Genomic DNA, 22,095 nt, shown 5'->3' on the forward strand with positions numbered 1-22,095 from the left:
AAGGCTTCTAACCGCAAGGACTGCGGGGTTAGCCTAATCAATTAGAGTTCGATAGAACTCTTTACTTAGGAATCCCCGACTTTCACTTCTAAACGAAGTGAAAGTGGGGGTAGTTCAATAGCAATAATTTTAGTAAAAACACAGGAAACAAGCTTGATTACAATCAATACTATGGTGAGTTCGATCAAACTAATGGCTTATGGCAATGGAAAAGAAAAACGTATAAAGGATTTTCATCTTATCAAGCGGGTATGAATCAAGAAGGAAATGAACAACATAGTGTATTTAGCAAATTGTCTCCCTCATTCAAACCTATTTTAAAATGAAGCAAGTTTACTAAAATGACTTTATCTTAGCACACTTCAAATCCCCTCCCCTATAATGGCAAGGATGAATTAAAAATTGCAGTTTCAATTGAAACTGCAATTTTTCCACGCTTATAAAAACTCTTCATTTATTCTTTAAGTACATAGGCGTATCTATAATTATATTAGTAAGCTGCGGCCAATTTCTCCTAATATTAAGTACTAATACCTCCGCAGAAATTAATCTATTATTAATTCAGGAACAAGTATATTAAAAATATGACCCCTTATTTTTAGTATTTCTTTTTATATTTAATAGTTCCTTCTCCAATATGAATAAGCAACTTTTATTATCCCTAAAGAAATAAAGAAATATAAGAGGATATTTATAAATTGTTCTGCTGTAATATATTGAAGCATGTTAAGGAGAAATAATATAACTATTCCCAGATAAAGAGTATTATATAAAAAATTAGTAGTTTTATACTGAATATCTAAACCTCTCTCATCTCTTGCCTCTTGGCTTTTTTGAAATTTAAACATATATAATTCACTTAAGCATGATAAAACTATAATAATAATTACAGCATACTTTATAAATTCCATTTGTTTATTCCTCCTTAAATTCGAAAACTTCCTCTAATGGTTTTCCAAAAGCTTGGGCTATTTTAAATGCAAGAATTAAAGAGGGATTATATTTATTCCTTTCCATAGAAGCGATAGTCTGTCGACTAGCACCTACTCTCTCTCCTAAATCTTGCTGTGTCCAACCTTTTTCGGCACGACAAACAACTATCCGGTTGTTTAACAACTATCCTCACCTCCTATAAATATAATATCCTTCATTTAACATTTTGTATACTATTTTTAACATTTTGTATATCATATATAACATTTTGTTAAATATTATAAAACTCTGTATTCATTCTGTAAGTACATAGGTGTATCCCTGATTATTTAGTAGGCCTTGGTTAATTTTCCCTTAACATAAAATAATTATCTTCCTTCGTCCTTTCTTACTTCATCATTTTAATTGGAGAATTGAGGATAAAACACTTCAAATAAAAGACTTAACTCTTTTTTATTCCAAATTAGTTATATTATTCCGTATAATAAAGATATACATATATCCTACTACACTTCAAGGAGGCCTTTATCTTGAACTATGGCTGTGCTGGAACTATTGAACAATTTAAGCAATTAGATATACAGTTTTTCGTTAAACAATTGCTAAATCATGTTTATAAAACCAATACAAATGATCCAAAAATAGCTTCACAAAAGAAAGCATGGATTGATAGTTTTAATAAGCTACAAGATTTATTTAATCGATTTTCTAATTTAGATGCATCACTTATTTTTGAATATGAGATTTTACGCGGAGGTGGCCGTCGTCCAGATGTACTTTTATTGATTAATGGTTATTTGATAGTTCTCGAGTGTAAAAGTTATAATAACGTTTCTCCTTCTGAATATATCCAAACATCTCTTTATATACGTGATCTTGAACATTATCACTCGGCTATTCAAGAATCTAACATGCAAGTCATAGGTGTTTTATTGCTTACAAACTATGAAGGTGAACATTGGTTTTTCCAAAAAGATTATCAGGTAACCATTTCAACAGTTGATGGATTGGAAAGCATTCTTAAACGAATATTAAATAAAACAGAAGCACCAACTTTAACGCTAGAGGAAATAATCAATGGTGTCTATGAACCCTCACCTTCTATGCTTGAAGCTGCTCGTTCTATTTTAAATAATGAACCGCTCCCTGACATTAAAGCTGTATCAAGCAGTAATTTTCCAGAAGTACAACAGACTGTACGCTCAATCATTGAAGAAGCCCAACATACAAATACCCATCATCTCATTTTAGTATCTGGCGAGCCAGGAGCAGGTAAAACATATTTAGGTCTGACCATTGCACATGAGATGAAAAATGCAGTTTATTTATCTGGTAACGGTCCATTAGTAGACGTATTACAAGATACACTAAAAAATAGAACCTTCGTACAAGGTCTATATGGCTATAAAATAGATTTTCTCGAAAAGAGAATGATTCCAAAGGAACAAATCATCATTTTTGATGAGGCCCAACGAGCATGGGATACAAAAAAGGTCAATCAATCACTAACTAAAAGAAATCGTAAAGCCCAAAACTTAAGCGAACCGGATATTATAATGAATATTACAACAAATAATAAGCCGTGGAGTGTAACAATTGGCTTAATTGGTGACGGACAGGAGATCTATTCTGGAGAAGAAGGCGGTCTCGCCCTGTGGAATCATGCGATTGCTGGAAAAAACGTAACTGTTCACTCTAAATATCCTAATTCTATATTCACAAATGCAGCACATTATAGAACTCATTCTCAGCTACATTTAAACTCATCTTTCCGTGCTCATGCAGCTTTAAAATACTATGAAATTATTAATACTTTATTGGATGCTAATTTTGAACAAACAAAACAGCTTATTCATCATCTACCGAAAGAACATTATCAACTTTTTATTACGCGGGATTTAGACAAAGCCAAACTCACTTTACATCAAATTTATCAGGATGATACAAAAACAGTTGGTGTTGTCTGTGCTGGTGGCGCCGATCGTCAAAAAGAAGTCCCTATTCTACCAAGAGATGAACGATATGAACGCCCTAGCAAGATCTCTCAATACTTTAACTATCCCGAATCCCAATACTATTGTAGAACGCTCAACTATAGCCCAACTGAATTTCAAACACAGGGACTTGAATTAGATATGACGCTTGTTCATTGGGATGATGATCTGTATCTACAGAATGGGGCTTGGAAGGGGCAGCACTATCAATGGGGTGTCGAAGATCCGTTCCAAATTAAACTTAATGCATATAGGGTTATTTTAACCAGAGGTCGAGATGGAACAATTATTTACATACCACCAAAAACCATTCTAGATGAAACTTGGAACTTATTAAAAAATCATTTGCATATTCCTGAATTGATGTTTTAAGGCTTATAATAAGAGACGATATTCTAGACTCCTTTAGAATATCGTCTCTTATTTTTTTATTTTACAGCATCCTGAAATTCGTTATTAAATACCTTTGAATATTTGCAAGAAGCATTTTCTTCAAACAAATAGTATTCTAAGAGATTGCCACTATAGAAGTTGCTGTTTCTTTTATTCCTCTAGAAACTGAATCGCTTTACGGTACTTCTCCAATCGTTTTAAGTCTTTATCTGTTATCCTAGCAAGTCGTGAGCGGTCAGAATTATGTTTTAAGTCTGCAAGTTTGACAGTACGGGCAAGAGAATTTTCTTTCACTTTGCTCAGATACTCAAAATAAGGCGTGTATTTCTCTTTTGTCAGTACTTGCACTGCCTCAACTATATTATGAGGTATACCAGCACTTAACAGATCATTAGCAGTTATCTCAGTATCTTCCAGGACATCATGCAAATATGCAGTAGCTTTCTCTTCAGTCGTATTTACAAAGCTAGCAACTGTCTCAGGGTGTTTGATGTAGTCAATTCCTGCTTTATCTACTTGTCCAGCATGGGCAGTTTTAGCTATTTCATGAGCTATCTCTATATAATAAGGTATCATCACAAAAGCTCACTTTCTATTATCATTTATCAGTACTGTATTCAATAATTTCTTCGGTTATTTTCACACAATGAAACACAATAAGCAAGTTTAAAAATTAAAAACGCCTTCCTTTCCCTTCCCCTATGAATCTACAGAAAGAATACGCTTGAAAAATAGAATCTGAGCCCATGATCAAGCATGCTGATATACTCCATACAGAAATGAAGCAACAATTAAAACTTGTTTCAGAGGCTTCTAAAGAACACCAAAAAGAATATAAAAAGATAGATAATATTATAACGGCGCTTAATGAACAAATGTCTTCACCAACTGGTAACTTGATTTCATTTAATCAGAATGTTAATGCTTCAATTCAAAAATATAAAAAGGCTCAAGGAAGTGTCGAGATAGCAAATACCGATGAAATTAAAAGCAAATCTGAACAGATTCAAGAATCCACAACAAAAAAAAGCTAACAAAGTAAAAGTAAACAACATATAGATTTGAATTATATTTCTCAACAACCAAAATTATTTAATGTGATAAAATAATAATTGGATTGGCATCCAATACCATATTACGATGGTTCAAGTCGCAGGAAGGCACCTTAGGGTGTCTTTTTTTTTTTGAAACACATTCTGCCAAAATACCTGTATCTTTGTTAATTTACGACTCACATAATCCAACAAACTTCGTATATACAATTTGTTACCCTAAATGGGTTGACAATACGATCAGTTATAGGAGGATTTTGTGAATGGTAAAAACAGCTTGTGCAAGTATTATTACTGGAATTCTTTTAATATGTTCAACAGGATGCGCCACTCAAACTGATTCTATTACAGCTAAAACTCAATCAATAGATGATGGCACTTATACAACAAAAGAGATCACAGACTCATTTCCTGTTGGGACACCCATAACTACCTACATTCGAAAAGAAGAAAAACTGAACGTAAAACAGCTCACCAGTATTCCGCTTACAGATGGTAGCGTCGGTAGAGTTCTGGAAGCAACGGATGGTTTTGTTGTTGTATGTGGGAATGAAAAAGGAGTTTTTGATGTGTTAACATTTAAAACTTTGGAAGAAGTAAAGAAATATGAACAAGATTTAGCGCGATAATTAATAAACTTCTTATGCCTTTTACACAGAAATTGTCACCTAGCTCTTGCTATGGCTTTTCCTATGTACAGTATAATTGCATCATAAGTAATCACACGTTATAATAGTCACCTAATTACATATGAAGAGGTGCAGAAAATGAATAAAACAGAATTAACAAAAGTAGTAGCAGAAAAAGCTGAACTTACACAAAAAGATGCTGCTGCAGCAACACAAACGTTATTAGATACAATAACAAATGCGTTAGCAAATGGAGAGAAAGTACAGATTCTTGGTTTTGGTACATTTGAAGTACGTGAAAGATCTGCACGTACAGGACGTAACCCACAAACAGGTGAAGAAATGCAAATTGCTGCTTCAAAAGTACCTGCTTTTAAGGCTGGAAAAGAATTAAAAGAAGCAGTGAAATAATTATACATATTGAAAAGGGTTTGATATTCATATCAGGACCCTTTCAATATCCTTTTTGTTCAAAAAACAAAAAAGTATCATCCAATATAGATTAGATGATACCTCCCTATTCATTTTTCACAAATATAGATAAAAACTAAAAGTAGATAAAAACATTAATAATATAGAAGCGTTATATATATTCTCTTTATTTATATACAGCTAGTTTTTGTAATAGTTGTTCTTTTATAACCGGCCAGTCGCTTGCAATAATACTATATACAACTGCATCCCGTACATAACCATTTGGCAATTGTCTCTCGTTTCGCAATACCCCTTCTTTTACAGCACCAAGTCTTTCAATTGCGCGCTGTGCTTTTTCATTTCTTAAATCCGTTTTTATTTGCACACGTAACATATGTAACTCTTCAAAAGCATATTTCAATAACATATACTTACACTCAGTATTTATACTTGTACGATGTACACTTGGATGATACCATGTTTGCCCAAGTTCAACCGTTTTGATATCATTTGAAATACTGTACAAACGTGTACTACCTACAATTTCATTCGTTTTTTGATCCACAACAATAAATGGTAAATCAGTTCCCCCTTCAAAACCTTTTATTGCTACTTGAACATACTGCTCCATATCTTGATAGCTATCCATTTTAGCTATTAAATACTTCCATATTTCTTTCTTTCCTTCTACTATGGTAAATAAGCTTTCGATATCATTTACATGCATTAATCGTAACATGGCTCTATCATTTACTAATTCCATAAACTATTCCCCTTTTCAATAGATGCTCCAATAGGTGGCATTTCATAATCATTTTTTCAAATGATTATGAAATTGGATATAAATCGAATGATTTGCTATAAGCTTAAAATCACTAAACATTTCCTTGCTCTTCTTACTATAATTTTCACGTAATTATATCTATTTTAAAAGGTCCGCCATATATATATTCTCTTTAACTAGTGGTATGGTTTGACACACCATTCCTACAGCTTTTTTTAACAGCATAATGTTATTTTAAACTTACATTGCTGGCTGTACTCCATCACAATCAACCTAAGAGGAGGAAATACAACAAAAACAAAAAAACGATACAAAAATAATAAAAAAGCTTATCATTAAGTACTAAAGGATAAGCTTTTTTGTCTATATTTATTAAATTTTATTAGATCTCTTCCAAGCTATTACTGTAATAAGATATTGAATACCAAATAAGAAAACGAAAAGTATAATGAATTTTGCTATTGCTGCTAACCATCCACCGAAATCTTTAGGGAAGTAATATTTGTATGTAGTAGCACCTATTGCGACAAAACAAAAAATAAAGGTATTACTCATTTTTTCTTTTAATTTTTCATTTAATTGTTCTTTATTATTAATATCTGTTTCATAAACGCCAGTCAGAATATATTTAATAAAAAAGAATATCATATAACAAATTATAATGGCTAATGAAGCAATCCATTCTAGGAATGGGCGGTGTAGATATGCTCCCCTTATGATAACATCAATAAAAGCTAAAAGTAGGACAACAATTCCAGATTGTGCCCAAATTTTCATTTCGATTTGTTGAATTCTTTCATCTGAATGTGTACTGAGTGAAAACCATTTTTTTAGTTTTTCCATTTTAAAGTTCCTCCCAAAATAATTTATCTAAACATTTATCTTAATTTTCATCTATATAAATACAAAACTTTAAAAAAGGGTTAGACTTATTCCTTTCAATAAGACTAGTGGTTTGTTGCGTAGCGTTTACAATATCGACCAACTTCAGTTGAGTTAGACTTTTTGTACTCTTGCAATTTTCTCTTTACTTATAGACTTTAAATACGTCTCATTTGTAAATGGTGACTTCATGCTATAAATCTTATATTCTATATATTAAATTATCAAATACATAAATGCAATATATATATTACATTAAGACGTATATACATTACCATTCTCTTTATTTTTGTATCTAAAACTATCCTACAAATATAAGAATAGAAATTTTTTCTGTAGACACCTTTTTCTTTTAGTTATTTTCGTATCCCCAATGTAACAGCAAGGGATTTATGTATCCGAGTTTTGGCGTACTTTATATTAAATATGCATAATTACATAATTATTCTTTATATAACGATATTTAAATTTACATTTTTAACCTGTAAAATACAGGATGTTAAATAAATACCTAAGGGGTTGTTAATATGAAAAAATTTATGGGCATGTTAGCTATGTGTTTTGCACTTACACTAGCATTTTTACCAACTATTTCAAAGGCGGATTCTTCTCCACTACGAAGTGTTAGCATTAGTGCTGTAGGCGATAATAACAAAATGTATAGTGCAAGTTCTTACTTAACTATTCCTGTTCTTAAAGGCGATTACCTTTATGTGAAAGTTAGTGAAGTAGGTACACCGGATTCATATTCTGAGGCTTTGACTGTTAATGGTGTTAGATATGCGGGAAGTTCTTTAGACGAAGTCAGTTCTTATACTGGTCCATTCGGATCTGAAAAAACATTTAGATTACGTATTAAGGATTCTTACATCTTCTCAAACACACCAAATTCAACAAACACTATAGCTTTTGAAGCTAGAGTTCCTTTCTCAATGCAAGTATTATCTAAAAGCATATCGGTTCATGTAGAATAATTTATAACATTATCATTAAATAAAAAATACATCCCTATAAGGATGTATTTTTTATTTAATAGAAACATAATTTGAATTTACCGTTATAGAAAAAGTGGCATCATAAAAATGGTGAACTTAATATTGTTCAAAGTTACTTATACTTATCCCCCAATTAATTGTGCACTATACGTTTAAACATATAGTATACAAATTATTACACTTACTTTTCTTCACCACTTGTTTGCATGGAATTAAACGTCCAATTTAATTTCAATGCATCTCCCTGAAATACATTTTGGTCTTCACCGCTATCTACGAATGTGAACATTACATAAAAGGTATCATCATCACCAGGAGCAAGTCCATTTCCTTCTCGATCTACAATACCTTTCTTTACAAGGTCAGGAATACTTCCATTTTGCGTAGCTACCTTTAATTCAGATAATGTAGTAGACCAAATTGGGACCTCATTTTCATCCAAATTCCACAAGAAATCAACACGGATATGATTACCAAAATCAGCATTTCCATTATCCCCTTTCGCATCGATTACACTGTAATCTGTCAGGAGTTTCACATCTCCTATTGCTAAGGTTCCTTTGTTAACTAATTGAAAACCGCGCTCCATTTCATCACCTGGTTTTAGATTGTCGACATTAATAACAACTTCAGGATTCACACTCAAATCTAAAGTACCCGCTGCAAACGTGTTTTGTGATACTTCCTTATCACTAAAATACGCATATGTTCCCCCGCCAATTAAAGATAAGCCCAGTGCTGCAGTTATGACACCCATACCAAGTTTTTTCTTCATACCCATTTCACAAGTCCCCCTATTTTTAAAGTTCAAACTACAAACCTTATTTCCATCCCACAAACAATAATAATTAAACAACTACCTTGTCCCATAACGAAAGCGAACTTAGTTTAAACTAATTACTTCATGTACCCAAACGACTATAACTTTTAAAATGACCGGTAATATTACCGTGAATCATTACCGGTCATTTGTTAGCCAATCTCATTTCATTTGCTATTCATTGTCTGATTACTTTATTTACTCTAGAAGTTTGTCCACTTATTTTTTTGGTTCTAAACCGATAGAGCGTAAGATTTTATCTAACGTCACTGGCCCAACATTTTCTTTCGGTTTCTGATTTTCTTTGGCATCTGGACCCTTTTTCAAGAAGTTTTTCTCAATAAAACGAATATCCGTTTCATCTACAACACCATCTTGATTTATATCTCCATCTTTTACAGATACTTTTCCTTTTCCATATGACAGAGCTGCTATTCTAGCATCTTGAATATCCACCATTTTATCTCCGTTTACATCACCAGCAAGGTTGTCATCCATATCAGCTCTAAAGTTTTGTCCCACTAACTCTCCATCCTGCATTTTCCCTATTTTTGTTGTTAATTTACTATTTAAATGACCTGGCATTTCTACGAAAACATCATATTCTTTATCACTTACTGGAACACTATGAATTTCAAATTGCCCGTTATCACCAATCGTTCCTGTATATTTCTTTCCATCTTTGCCAACTGCATACACTTTTGCCCCTAGTTTTGTGTAGTCATTCTTTCCTAAATACCCCTCTTCATTCAAGAAAGCTTCCGGACCAATATATCCTGTAACCGTTGAATGTTTCGAAACAATAGCAAAAGATTTATCTTTAAACACAGGAATCTCATTGCCTTCTGTTGCACCAACTTTTGTATAAGAGAACTTATCTACTCCAAATGCAGTTAAATCATTAAAGTATTCATCGCTCGTCATCTCGAATGTAACATCTAAAAATGGTGTATCTCCATCTAATCCTTTAAATTCTTTTCCTTCCAATGACGCGCCAACTTTCACCTTGTTTTCCCAAGTTCCTTCTTCACTTATCTTCGGATCTTCTAATTTAAGGTTCAGTCCATGTTGTTTTACATATTCCGTAAGTGCTGGATTTGGTTTCACATCTGTAAATTTAAAGAGCTGCTTGTAATAAGGAATTTCAAATGTACCTGACATAAGCTGTTTTACATTATTGAGATTCAAAGTTAACGTAATTTTTTCACCTAATTTTATTTTATCTTTGTCATAACTTGGAACAGCGTATTCTGTCCCTTCTTTTACAAAGGCATAATCTTTATATCCAGTTGCCATATTCCCTGCAGTGGCAAGGTCATATCCAAATAATTTTAAATTTAATGGCTCATTTATTTCCTCTGGAAGTACTCCAAATTTAAAATCACCATTTGCTTGAATTGTATTCAACCAACCTGATGGGAAGGCTGAGTTTTGATAATATACGATTTGATTCGCTTTTTGATCATACTGCAGGCCTTTTGCCTTTAATGCATCTACTGTAGAATCATAAATATTACCATGCACCCATAATGCATGTTGACCGTCTTCTTCTTTAAACATGGAATCATTGACTTCGTGTATACCAGGTTCTACATCCTTAAATTTCATTTCAGGTATTACATTATCAATGATTATGCTATCGCCTTTTGTATACGATTTTCCTTCTTTATCATATCCAACGAAGTTCAATTCGTAATCTCCATCAGGTAACATAACAGGTTTATCCCCAATTGGATGAGTTGGATCTCCTGTGAATGGAAGTACATACCCTCCCATACCAGAAAACATCATATACTCAACATTTGGTGTTAGACTACTTGCATTAAGTGTACCAACGACTCCTAATGCCTTTCCTGTTTTTCGATCCTTCACAACTGCATCAATGGTTTCAAGAGGACTATTTAATTTAAATGTCAAAGGCGAACTAGGTCTTTCCATAAATGGATGGAATTTAGATGCATCTGTTGCCATTGCATCTCTTAGTAAATCCACAGACGCAATCCCTTTTTCTGTGAATTTAACTGCGAATGGTACTTGATATACTTCTTTTTCATTGTTTTTATTTGAAATATGAATATAGCCCTCATATCTACCAAATTCAGCGTTTTCCGGAATAATAATTTCAGGACTAATTTCCCCTGATGTACCAGGAGCTACTTTAATAGAATCTGGTACGTTTAGCTTCACACCATTCTTCGCTGCATCTTGCACACCTACACTTGTAGGTGAAAACTCTACTTCTAATTTAAATTCTTTCCCATCTGTTTTACTGCTGTTCTTAATTAACACTTTTCGGCTATCTTTAATAGGCCCAGTTTCAATTTGATTTTTATACCCAAATGCAATAGAACCTGTTTTTTCTTCAATTTCTACTTCTTCATCATCTACAACGTTTGATGTTTTATCGATAACCTCGATAGATGTATCTGCATGAACTGCACGATATGCATCAATTCTTCCTGATCCCACCTCAAATACAGAACGCTCTTCTTTTAAGTCAACCGCGGTATTCATAAGTGCTTCTTTTACTTCAAATGGACTATAATTTGGATGTTCTTGTAAAATGAGTGCCGCTACCCCCGCAGTATGAGGAGTTGCCATAGATGTACCTGACATACGTCCATACGCTACCGGATAATTTTCTCCATCCTTTGGATCATTAATATATTCTGGAACGGTTGAGAAGATAGACACACCTGGTGCTACAATATCTGGCTTAATATCATCTGTTTTAGTTGCAGGACCACGGGAGCTGAAATCAGCTAAGTGATCTCCCTCTGTTTTTATATTACTAAGTTCCCCAAACGCTAACGACACATCTCCTTGTACAGCTTTTGCTTGTAATTTCTCACCATCTACTTTTGTTAAGCGGAACGATGGAATAGATGAAGTACTTTCCCCAAGATAACTTGTAATTTCCCCATCTACATTGTTATATACAATTACTGCCTTTGCGCCTGCTTCCTTAGCATTTTTAATTTTTTCATCAAATGTAATCTCACCGCGTTGGATAAGAGCTAACTTCCCTTTTACATCTTTCCCTGTAAAATCACCTGATTTCCCAAGCCCTGCATATACAACCGATAAGGATTGTCCTTTCAAATCTTCAATCTTATCAGTAAAGCTTTTTCCAAGTAGCATCATCTTATCTACATGTACATCACCTGCATCGGCGGAAAACGTTGGAATAGTCATTGCAGCGTCACTGGCTCCAACTGTAATGGGAAGTGCTGCTGCACTAGGTGATCCAATGGTACCTTCTTGTGGACCACTATTACCAGCTGCTACTACTGTAACAACACCAGCCAACATCGCATTGTTCACTGCGACAGAAGTAGGATATAAAGGATCATTAATAGACGCTCCTAGTGATAAATTGATAACATCCATATCGTCTTTCACTGCTTTATCAATCGCAGCAAGAATACCGCTTGTTTGTCCACTTCCATATGGACCTAATACGCGATATGAATATAAATCTACATCTGGGGCAACGCCCTTCACTGCATAATCCACACTATTCTGTTTGTCTGCAGCAATCGTCCCAGCTACATGAGTACCATGGGATGTATAATATGCACTTCCCTCATAAATCTCAGGATATCCTCCAGAATTTTGCCAATCCTTATATGTTGTTTCCATTGGATCAGCATCATTATTAACAAAGTCCCATCCTTTTATGGAGTTTGGATCTATTTTACTTGGGTCCTCACCTTGTTTTGCACGATATCCTTTATATGCATCTTTTAAATCTGGGTGGTTGTAATCAATACCTGTGTCCAGTACACCTACCTTAATTCCTTTACCTGTTATTTTTTCATCATGCAGCTTGTCCACACCAATTTGCGGTACACTATCTGCCATTTTTGGTTCAACAGCAGTCTTAGCTGTTTCTTTCGGCAAATCAATTTTAACCTCATGATCTTCCCATACACGCTTAACGATACCGGTACGAACTAAGTCTTCGATCATATTCGCTGGTAAAGAAATCGCTACACCATTAAAAGCATTCTTATATTCTCTTGTTATTTTGGCAGCTTTTAAATTTGTCCCTTTCTCTTTATTCTTTTGAAGCTGTTCAAGCTCTGCTTTAAATCCTTTATGTGATGCTTCTACCTTTTGTTCCGCATTTGAAAGAGCTACCTTTTTCCCTTTAGCCGCTTGTTTTAATACCTCAATTTTGCTAGGTGCTTGCTTAAATTCTATAATCACATTCACATTATTAGGACTTGCTGTATTGATACCTGGCGCAATAACAAAACCTGGTTTTGTATCTAACGTTTTTAAGGCATTACGTTGTTCCTTTGTAAGACCTTTCAAGATAGCATTTGCATCATCAATTCCAGTTAAAGTAGATGTATTTACCTCTTCCGCTAATACGTTATATGGAATCCCTTGAGACAATAACATTCCAGCTGTTAACGTTCCAATAAGAATCTTTCCAAATTTCCCTCGTTTCATATTGCATCTCCCCATTTTTAATATTATTTTTTGAAACAAATTGATTCTTAGATTCCCATTTAGCATTGGAAACTCTATTAATCTTAATCTTTTGTATCATGAAAGATTTCCAACACTACTGCCATCCCCATACCTCATATAGCTAATCACTCACTTTACTCTTTCTATAAGAGCCCCCCATCATTTATTTTCAACAAAATATTTTTACAAAATGAATTATTAACAAGGTTAAAATGTAATTCTATTTTTATTATTTCACATTTAGATTATTCTGAAAATTGAACAAAAGGAGTATCTTTTCTCTAAGGATTCTATGCCTACATAGTACAAAAGAACTATCTTGTCCTTTATTCTTTGTGATACAGAATAAAGCAACACGATAGTTCTTTGAAAGATTTCTTATTTAATCTAGCGGAACCAATTGATTTCGGACTGCATAAATCACTGCTTGCGAACGACTTTTCACATTTAGCTTTTTAAAAATTTTATTGATGTGAATTTTAACTGTTTTATCACTAATATATAAAACTTCAGCAATCTCTTTATTACTAAGTCCTTTTACTAGTTCAAAGAGAATTTCCTTTTCACGTTCCGTCAGTTCATTTTCATTTGATTCTACTTTCATTTTTTGCTGATGATATGTAATTAATTTTTTAGTCATACGCGGATGAATAACGGAATCGCCTCGATATAACATTCGAATTGCTGCTACTACCTGCTCTGATGAGGAATCCTTCAATAAATAACCATCAGCACCGGCCTGGAGTGCATCCATTAAATACTCATCATGCTCATACATTGTAAACACAAGTACTCGGCAATTTGGATATTTTTTTTTCACTAACTCGGTAGCTTCAATCCCATTTTTCCCTGGAAGGTTAATATCCATCAAAATACAATCTGGTCCACATTCTTCTACTTTTCCCAATACTTCATCCCCAGAGCTAGCTTCTCCAACCACTTTCATATCAGATTCATCCTCTAGTATGCTCCGAATTGCATCTCGTAAAAAAGCATGATCATCTACTACTAATATTTTAATCATTTTACGCACCCCTTGTTTGTGAATCTGGAATTAACAGTGTAATTTCTGTCCCTTTTCCTACAGAACTATCAATCTGTAAAGTAGCCCCTAATTGTTCAGCTTGTTCATTCATATGTAATATACCATAATGTGGCTCATTCTTCGTTTTAACCATAGACTCAAACAGTGAAAAGCCAACTCCATTATCCTTAACCCTTAAAAGCACGTGCTCACTTTGATAACTGAGTAAAACATCAGCCTTTTTTGCTTGTGCATGTTTTACAATGTTTTGCAAACTCTCTTGTAATGTATCAAATATCACTCTTTCTTTTGAAAAGCTAAGCGCACGTGCATGACCTCTTTCATGATAGGTAATGTCTAGTTCATATTCTTGTTTTAAAGATTTTATTTTACTTGCTATCGCCTGCTTAAAACCTAATTGTTGTGTCGGATATGGTTTTAAAGCATAAATAGAATAGCGAACTTCTCCTAGGCTTCCTCTTAAATCTTTTATGCTTTTCTCAACTATTTGCTGCATATCTTTTGGTTTATCACGGTATTTTTTCTGCGCGGATTCTAGTTGGAATATCACCCCGGCTAATGTTTGCGCAATACCATCGTGAATTTCACGGGCGATTCTATTTCTTTCTTCTAAGATCATTCTTTTTTCCTGTTCAGAAATCAATATCCTTGTTTTAACAACGTTAGCTAATTGGTTAGAAAATGTAGCTAACGACTGTACATCTTCCGGAAAGAAACCCGCATTTCTACTTTTCCCTGCAACAAACATTCCGACTAATTCATCATTTACTATAAGAGGAAAATATACAAGTGAGCGTATAACACTATCAAATATTTCATCTCCAGGAGCCGTACCAACTTTCCAATCATTAAATACAAGATTTTTAGAGATTCCTTCAAACGCCCTAAATTTTTCTGAATCATCAGATATATAGGAGCGGACTTTCCCATCTTTTAATAGAATATTCCAGTTCCCATTATCTTTTGTCCATATTACATATGCTTGTATGCCAAAAAAACCTTTGAGTGCTTGTTTAATATGTTTCAAGTTTCCTCCGGTTAATCCTCGACTAATTTCGGTCGTAATAAGAAATAACTCATATAATCGTTCCTTTTCCATCCTTATCCGTACAGAAAAAGAACTTATCACTGAAGTTGCTACAAGTGGAAAAAAGAAAAACAGTACTGTAATCTCGTTTACTTCCACACTATATGTACTAATTAATACATGCATCAGTGCCGCATAAGAGAAACCAAAAGTTTCGCAAAGAAATACCGTTACAGTTTTTTTATACCACTGATAAATTAAATATGGCTGCGGAAGAAGTATCATTAACAAATCGTAAAAGCGATTGTTGAAAAAACAAAAAAATACACAAAATAATAATAAAGATATTAAATTTCCATACAGAACCGACATATCTATTTTATTAATTAATAAGGACATACATTTGTTTGAGAGCCATTCGGCCAAGATCAAACTAAGTGCATGCTGAGTACTATTAAATAACATTCTTTGTATCGGTGAACGGCGATGCAGATGAATAATTAGCGTAACGAGTACAATAGCAACAATAGTTATATGGATTCCAAACTGCCAATTCATTGCGTAAATGATCGGAAAGGTAAGCGAGCTAGTTCCTCTCCAAAATCTTACAGGAAAATACTCTGCGATCCCCATAAATAGTAACAACAATATTAGTATTGTTGGATGAGAAGGGATTTTAATTTCAAGTAAAGATATAGTTATAGTAACCAAACCAAGAAAAGAAATAAAATAAAGATAAGAACTAGCAATCTTTTCTCTCATAAAGATAGAATTTACATCTTTCAAAACAACCCCTTCTTTCTTTATAAAAACTTCATTTTCTTTATTATCCACTAAAAAACCGGCACTGGCAAAATGGAAGAACATCCACTAGCCAATCACCGGCTGTGTACTGCACCTAAATAGGCAAGACACAATACTAGTATATATCAGTTCGTAAAATTTACCCACTAGCTAAATGGTGTAATTGTACATACTTTTAGACTTATATCTACTAGTACAAAAGATATATACAAAAATAGAATTTTGGTTCACTAAAACAATTCTAAAAAAATAGAAAGGCAACCGTAAATACTTACCTATTGATTTTATTCAAATCTAATTCACACATCATTTGATTATCGGTAGCAAGATCAAAGATGCCCCCTACTCTCGGAAAGAAACCTCCTTTTTCTTTTAGTTATTTGCTTGTCCCGAATGTAACAGCGAGGAATTTATATATTCGAGTTTTGGTGTACTTTCATTTGAAATGCAAATACCAATACATTGCAACTTCATCGCTTTCTTCATGTATCCCTTTATATACTAAAAAATCCAACCCACCTATTACAAGCCCACATTTTTCATAGAACCTACATGCTGCTACATTATTATTTTGTGTTTCAAGCATTATACCTGGCATATTGCTTACTTTTGCCCACTGCGTTGCTTGCTCAATTAACCTCCTACCAAATCCAAGTGAACGATATTTTTTATCCACCTTTATATCCTCTATGTAAGCATAGTGATTCCAATTCTTTTTCAATACCATTTCTCCTATAATTTGGTCATGTAAAATTGCTATGTAAATTACTTGATCAGGCTTATTTATATATTCAGTGTATGCTAATTCATTATTATATTGATCTTGTAAATAACTTTTCTCATAACTTGGAACGTCTTCTACTGTATATTCTATTTGCTTATTTACTTTTGAAAAAGAAAGAATTAACCGAGAGTTTACTATAAAACTATCATCAATCTCCGTTAAATTGTCTAAATCATCTACTTCTAATTCTCTAAGTGAACTACCCGCCACTTAACGTCCTAACGGACTGTTTGAAGTGGGGGCTTCTCGGTTAGTCGTTACTTTTGATAGCTAACGAATTCGTCCTTAGACAGCCGAGCTAACTCCCTTGTTCCAAAGGTTATTTTATTGCTATTTACGCTAACACTAATAGACGTATTGCTTCATTTTTGATATTGATAGCTGCGTTATAGTCCCTATCGAGATTTACACCGCATATACAAGAATATACTCGTTCAGACAATGACATGTTTTTTACATTCCCACAACTGCTACATGTTTTTGTGGAAGGAAACCATTTGTCTATTTTCATAAGTTGTTTTCCTTGTTCGTATAGTTTATAAGCTAAAAAAGAAGTGAACATTCCCCAACTATTGTCAGCGACACTTTTTCCAAAATGAAGTGCTTGCGACATTCCTTTCATGTTTAGGTCTTCAATAGCTACAACATCAAAATGAGTAGCCAACTCTTTAGACTCATGATGAAGGAAATTCTTACGTTGGTTAGCTACTTTCTCATGTAACTTAGCTACACAAATACGTTGTTTATTCCAACGCTCAGAACCTTTAGTGCGTCTTGCTAATACTCGTTGTGCCTTTGCTAATCGGTCTAACATTTTACGATAGAACTTAGGATAATTGGCTTTCTCACCCTCAGAACTAACATATAATCCATCCATCGCAAAGTCTAATCCAACAAATGTTTCTACTTCTTTTTGTACAATCTCTTTTTCGTATTCAGTCAAGATGGACACATAGTATTTACCAGTAGGTGTCATAGAAATCGTACATGACTTAATCATATAATCTTGTGGTATCTCTCTATGCTGTTTGATACGTACCATTTTCAGTTTTGGCAATTTGATATGACCATTAAGCAACATAATATTTCCGTTTACTACATTCGTTGTATAAGACTTTCTGTCTTTTTTACTTTTGAATGTTGGGAAGTCATTTTGACCACTAAAGAAATTCTTATAGGCAGTTTGCAAGTTTAGTTGAGCATTTGCCAAAGCTAATGAATCAACTTCTTTTAACCACTCAAATTCTGCTTTATATTTCGCAGGAGTTGGAAGCTTTTGTTTCTTTAGTTGTTCCTTATCATCTTTGTATTTTTCGTACGCTTCTTTCCGTTCAGCTAACATTCTGTTATACACGAAACGTACACAACCGAAGGTTTTACGCATAAGATATGCTTGTTCTTCTGTTGGATACAAACGGAATTTATATGCTTTATTATGCTTTGTCATATCATTTCACCTCACTTTTCATCTTGATTTTCAATATATTTCTTTACTACATCTATTGGCGAACCACCAGTAGTTAGTAAGCAAAAACTTCTTGACCAAAACATCTCTTTCCAAAGTTTCGTTTTCACTTGTGGAAAGTCTCTCTTGATTAGTCGAGAACTTGCACTCTTATAAGCATTGATGAATTTTGTCATTTCTGTATTCGGATGTGCCTTGAACAAAATATGAACACGGTCTACATCATGATTCCACTCTACCAGTGTTATGTTGTAATTCTCGGATAACCTGATAAACATGTCTTTTGCATAATCTGACATATCATCATCAAACACATTTCTTCTGTATTTTACGACCAACACAAGATGATAATACAACAATAACACTGAATGATTATTTCTGTCTAATTTCATTTATATACCAACCTTTGTACTTTATAAGACTGATTGTATCAGAGGCAAAATAAAAAGCAAAGCCTTTTGGCTACGCCAAACCGAAATTCATCTCCACCTACCGCTAGGCTACGCCCTTCACGCGCTTGAGGAAGGAGAATTCTTTCGAGGAATTCGTTAAAAGGTTCATCGCATTCTCCTTTACGTGGGACATCCAATTCATATTATTCCCCCTAGTTCTTTCAATGTCCCTTATTCAATTCTAATTTACTAACTGATTAGCTTTATTGCAAATCAAGATAATAAAACCGCATCTCCAAATGTTAGATAACTATCTAATACATTGGAGATGCGGTTCACTTAGGTCATTAATGTTTCAGCTATTCTCTTTATTTAAAAATTACATCTACCATACTAATTTAATATTATATTCCTGAAGCCAACTATTAACTTGAAGTAAATAATCTATTATACCTCGTGCATCATTACCTGAAATTACTTCGTCTTTTCCTTCTGCAATAGCACGAACTCTTTCTACATTAATTAATGGCAAAATAGGTGATTCAGGATTGTTCAACACATGCAACATCCAATCACTAATACCTTGTAGATAAGAGGCATCCTTAGTGCTTGGATATGCACTTTTTTTGCGATAACGTACATCCTCTGGAAGTACATTTTCAAAAGCTCTACGTAAAATACCTTTTTCAATATTGTCTATGCTTTTCATTTCGAATGGGACATTCCATAGGTATTCTACAAGCCGGTAATCGCAAAATGGAACTCGTACTTCAAAGCCATTCATCATACTTGTGCGATCTTTTCGTTCTAGCATAAATGGCAAGAAACGTGTAATAAACATGTAAGACATTTGACGTTGCTTCATTTGCAGATTACTTTCACCTTCTAAAAAGGGAACCTCAGCAACTGCATCTTCAAATTTTTGTTTTTGATATTTTTCAGGGCTAATCTTCGCTTTAAAATCCTCTGATAAAATTTCTGTACTATACCATAAATTAACACTCCAAGGGAATATCTCTGCATCTAGAAACTTCTCTTGATGGAACCATGGATACCCTGAGAATACTTCATCTGCGGATTCGCCTGAAAGTGCAACTGTTGCGTCTTTTTTCATTTCCTTAAATAGCAAATAAAGAGACGTTTCTAGTTCTCCAACTCCAGGTAGATCACGCGCTCGCATTGGAGTTAATAAATGCTCTATTAAACTATCTGATCCCAACTCTATAGAGTGATGCTTTGTTCCTACATATTCAGCCACACGTTTCACCCAAGGTTCATCACGATCGAAACGAAGGAAGTCTTGCTCAAAGTCTTTTTCATCATTGATGAAATTCAGGGAATATGTATGAAGGTGTTCCCCTTTATTCCCAAATTCGTTTCCTGCTAAACCTGTTAGACCACTTGAATCTAAACCTCCGGAAAGCATAGATACCACTGGTCTATCAGCAATTAACTGACGTTTAACCGTATCTTGTAAAATGGAGCGGATTGTCTCCACTGTCATATCAATATCATCTATATGGTTTTTACTTTCAAGTTTCCAATACTGTATCGTATCTGAGCCATTAGAGGTAAACGTCATATAATGGCCAGCACGCACTTCGTGTATATCCTTGAAAATCGCATGACCTGGGGTACGTGTTGGTCCAAGACAAAATATCTCAGAAAGTCCTTCTTTATCTACTTCTGCATCTACAAGTGGGTGCGAAAGTAAAACTTTCAACTCTGAACCAAAGAGAATTGCACTCCCTCTTTGAGCGAAAAACAAAGGCTTCACACCTAGATGATCACGACCAAGCATCAATTTCCCAAATCTTTCATCCCAAATACCAAAAGCAAAAATCCCATTTAAGTGTTGAACACAATCTTCTTGCCATTCTAAATAGGCATGTAGTAATACCTCTGTATCAGACTTTGTCTGAAATTCATGACCTTTCTCCTCAAGTTCTTTACGTAATTCTTGATAGTTATAAATTTCTCCATTGAACGTAAGACCAATCGTATCATTTCCATCTTTATACAGCATAGGTTGAAGGCCACCTTCAGGATCAATGACGATGAGACGTCGATGACCTAATGCCGCTCGTTTTGAAAACCAATGCCCCTCTGCATCAGGTCCTCGGTGAATGATAGCATCTGTCATTTTTTTTAACGTTTCTTGTTCATTAGACAAGTCTTTAGACCAGTCTATCCACCCTGCAATTCCACACATAGTGTCTACCTTCTCTCAAATAGTATAGAAACCGACTAAAATCAAATACCAGTCAGTTTTTCATAAAAAAATCCGACTAAAAACATCTTTTAGTCATGTTTATATAATAAAATGAATTGAATAAAAAATCAAATTATTCAATCGATGAGGAAATCGCCGTCTCCTTTCACTTGAATTCTCATCATCCAATTAATAACCTATGATCTCATACTCTCATTTCTATTCTTAAGATGTAAAATCGTATTCTATTATGGTTATATACTAGATATAGGAATGATGTGTGTTATTCTATAAGAAGCAACTAGAGGACTTTCTATTAGGCGTTAATAAATGACAAATAGACTGATAGAGAATGTAATGACAGAAAACTTCGCTAAATATCTCAAGGATAGGGTGTAGACGATGATGAAATTAGAAAAAGAAAATAAAAAAATGAAAATCATTCAATCTGCCACAATACTGTTCTCTACGCGTGGTGTCCGTAACACAACGGTTGATGAAATTGCAAAGAAAGCTAAAGTTGGTAAAGGAACTATTTATTATTACTATACAGATAAAACTCAAATATTATGTGACTGCTATATGCGTCATATTCAACTTAAACGCTCACAATTATTTGATTTATATAAAGAGGAAAAGGATGTTTTACTTCGAATACAAAAAATCCTTCATTATATCAGCCTAGAATATCATCAAGACCCATTTGTTTCTACACTCTTTCAAGAATATAAAGAATACCATTCACCTGAAATTATAGCTTGTTTTAAAAAATCTGAAGAAGAAGCAATTAAAATGATAAGTAATTTGCTTGAAAAAGGTTATCAGCAAGGGACTTTTCATAAGGTACCATTACCGCTAACAGCTTTTATGTTAGTGCGAATGATTTTTAACTATGAACAGGATTATATGAAAGATGATAAAAGTGATAAAGAATTTCTGCAGTTGCTAAAGCATATGCTTCTTAAAAACTAGTTTTAACCACATACAA

19 protein-coding genes and 1 pseudogene are annotated in these 22,095 nt (G+C 33.8%); 7 read left to right on the forward strand and 13 right to left on the reverse strand.

The features are described from left to right. Positions 1–113: 113 nt before the first annotated feature. Positions 114–326, forward strand: a pseudogene (locus tag RBB48_RS28190) (DUF5123 domain-containing protein); the annotation flags it as partial. A 291-nt stretch (positions 327–617) separates the two neighbouring features. Here the strand turns inward: RBB48_RS28190 and RBB48_RS28195 are convergent. Further along, positions 618–911 (reverse strand): hypothetical protein, encoded by a 294-nt coding sequence (locus RBB48_RS28195; RefSeq protein WP_306008515.1) that lies wholly within the window; start codon positions 909–911, stop codon positions 618–620. 4 nt (positions 912–915) lie between these two features. Further along, entirely contained in the window at positions 916–1,116 is a 201-nt protein-coding gene (locus tag RBB48_RS28200) for a helix-turn-helix transcriptional regulator (protein ID WP_000933886.1), read from the reverse strand. Between the two features lie 347 nt (positions 1,117–1,463). Between RBB48_RS28200 and RBB48_RS28205 the strand changes: the two genes are divergently transcribed. Beyond that, positions 1,464–3,299, forward strand: coding sequence for a DNA/RNA helicase domain-containing protein (locus tag RBB48_RS28205; RefSeq protein ID WP_306008516.1), 1,836 nt, complete (start codon positions 1,464–1,466; stop codon positions 3,297–3,299). A 171-nt stretch (positions 3,300–3,470) separates the two neighbouring features. On the opposite strand, the gene RBB48_RS28210 is transcribed toward RBB48_RS28205, so the two are convergent. Continuing rightward, positions 3,471–3,896, reverse strand: coding sequence for an HD domain-containing protein (locus tag RBB48_RS28210; RefSeq protein ID WP_306008531.1), 426 nt, complete (start codon positions 3,894–3,896; stop codon positions 3,471–3,473). Between the two features lie 170 nt (positions 3,897–4,066). On the opposite strand from RBB48_RS28210, the gene RBB48_RS28215 reads away from it, so the two are divergent. From RBB48_RS28215 to RBB48_RS28225, 3 genes are all read left to right on the forward strand, one after another. Continuing rightward, positions 4,067–4,354: a hypothetical protein gene (locus RBB48_RS28215; protein ID WP_371878402.1), complete on the forward strand. Its 288-nt coding sequence runs from the start codon at positions 4,067–4,069 to the stop codon at positions 4,352–4,354. Between the two features lie 281 nt (positions 4,355–4,635). After that, positions 4,636–5,001, forward strand: a complete 366-nt coding sequence (locus RBB48_RS28220) for a hypothetical protein (RefSeq protein WP_306008517.1) — start codon at positions 4,636–4,638, stop codon at positions 4,999–5,001. A 138-nt stretch (positions 5,002–5,139) separates the two neighbouring features. Continuing rightward, positions 5,140–5,412: an HU family DNA-binding protein gene (locus RBB48_RS28225; protein ID WP_215559147.1), complete on the forward strand. Its 273-nt coding sequence runs from the start codon at positions 5,140–5,142 to the stop codon at positions 5,410–5,412. 187 nt (positions 5,413–5,599) lie between these two features. Here RBB48_RS28225 and RBB48_RS28230 read toward each other — a convergent pair whose 3' ends face one another. Together RBB48_RS28230 and RBB48_RS28235 are read right to left on the reverse strand one after the other, a co-directional pair. After that, on the reverse strand, positions 5,600–6,178 hold the full coding sequence (locus RBB48_RS28230; RefSeq protein ID WP_306008518.1) for a GNAT family N-acetyltransferase: 579 nt from the start codon (positions 6,176–6,178) through the stop codon (positions 5,600–5,602). 393 nt (positions 6,179–6,571) lie between these two features. Continuing rightward, positions 6,572–7,042 carry a DUF6773 family protein gene (locus RBB48_RS28235; protein WP_262720350.1) on the reverse strand — a complete coding sequence of 157 codons (471 nt, stop codon included), beginning with the start codon at positions 7,040–7,042 and terminating at the stop codon, positions 6,572–6,574. 566 nt (positions 7,043–7,608) lie between these two features. Between RBB48_RS28235 and RBB48_RS28240 the strand changes: the two genes are divergently transcribed. After that, positions 7,609–8,055: a hypothetical protein gene (locus RBB48_RS28240; protein ID WP_064475128.1), complete on the forward strand. Its 447-nt coding sequence runs from the start codon at positions 7,609–7,611 to the stop codon at positions 8,053–8,055. Between the two features lie 202 nt (positions 8,056–8,257). Here RBB48_RS28240 and RBB48_RS28245 read toward each other — a convergent pair whose 3' ends face one another. The 8 genes from RBB48_RS28245 to asnB form a co-directional block, all read right to left on the reverse strand. Continuing rightward, positions 8,258–8,857, reverse strand: a complete 600-nt coding sequence (locus RBB48_RS28245; RefSeq protein WP_306008519.1) for a TasA family protein — start codon at positions 8,855–8,857, stop codon at positions 8,258–8,260. A 258-nt stretch (positions 8,858–9,115) separates the two neighbouring features. Continuing rightward, positions 9,116–13,357 (reverse strand): S8 family serine peptidase, encoded by a 4,242-nt coding sequence (locus RBB48_RS28250; protein ID WP_306008520.1) that lies wholly within the window; start codon positions 13,355–13,357, stop codon positions 9,116–9,118. 403 nt (positions 13,358–13,760) lie between these two features. Continuing rightward, on the reverse strand, positions 13,761–14,402 hold the full coding sequence (locus tag RBB48_RS28255) for a response regulator (protein WP_088123113.1): 642 nt from the start codon (positions 14,400–14,402) through the stop codon (positions 13,761–13,763). Position 14,403: 1 nt separating this feature from the next. Beyond that, a complete protein-coding gene (locus tag RBB48_RS28260) occupies positions 14,404–16,236 on the reverse strand; it encodes a GAF domain-containing sensor histidine kinase (RefSeq protein ID WP_306008532.1) in 1,833 nt (610 codons plus the stop codon). A 454-nt stretch (positions 16,237–16,690) separates the two neighbouring features. Next, entirely contained in the window at positions 16,691–17,248 is a 558-nt protein-coding gene (gene satA / locus RBB48_RS28265) for a streptothricin N-acetyltransferase SatA (RefSeq protein ID WP_306008521.1), read from the reverse strand. 124 nt (positions 17,249–17,372) lie between these two features. Continuing rightward, positions 17,373–18,485, reverse strand: a complete 1,113-nt coding sequence (locus tag RBB48_RS28270; RefSeq protein WP_306008522.1) for an RNA-guided endonuclease TnpB family protein — start codon at positions 18,483–18,485, stop codon at positions 17,373–17,375. Between the two features lie 11 nt (positions 18,486–18,496). After that, positions 18,497–18,895, reverse strand: a complete 399-nt coding sequence (gene tnpA, locus RBB48_RS28275; protein WP_306008523.1) for an IS200/IS605 family transposase — start codon at positions 18,893–18,895, stop codon at positions 18,497–18,499. Positions 18,896–19,280: 385 nt separating this feature from the next. After that, positions 19,281–21,107: an asparagine synthase (glutamine-hydrolyzing) gene (gene asnB, locus RBB48_RS28280; RefSeq protein WP_306008524.1), complete on the reverse strand. Its 1,827-nt coding sequence runs from the start codon at positions 21,105–21,107 to the stop codon at positions 19,281–19,283. Positions 21,108–21,509: 402 nt separating this feature from the next. Here asnB and RBB48_RS28285 point away from each other — a divergent pair, with 402 nt between their 5' ends. Continuing rightward, the gene (locus tag RBB48_RS28285; protein WP_306008525.1) at positions 21,510–22,079 is read left to right on the forward strand and encodes a TetR/AcrR family transcriptional regulator; all 570 of its coding nucleotides are present in this window, start codon (positions 21,510–21,512) and stop codon (positions 22,077–22,079) included. Positions 22,080–22,095: the final 16 nt, after the last annotated feature.

It is taken from the genome of Bacillus sp. MMSF_3353 (genome assembly GCF_030733445.1).
Classification (GTDB): Bacteria; Bacillota; Bacilli; order Bacillales; family Bacillaceae_G; genus Bacillus_A; species Bacillus_A wiedmannii.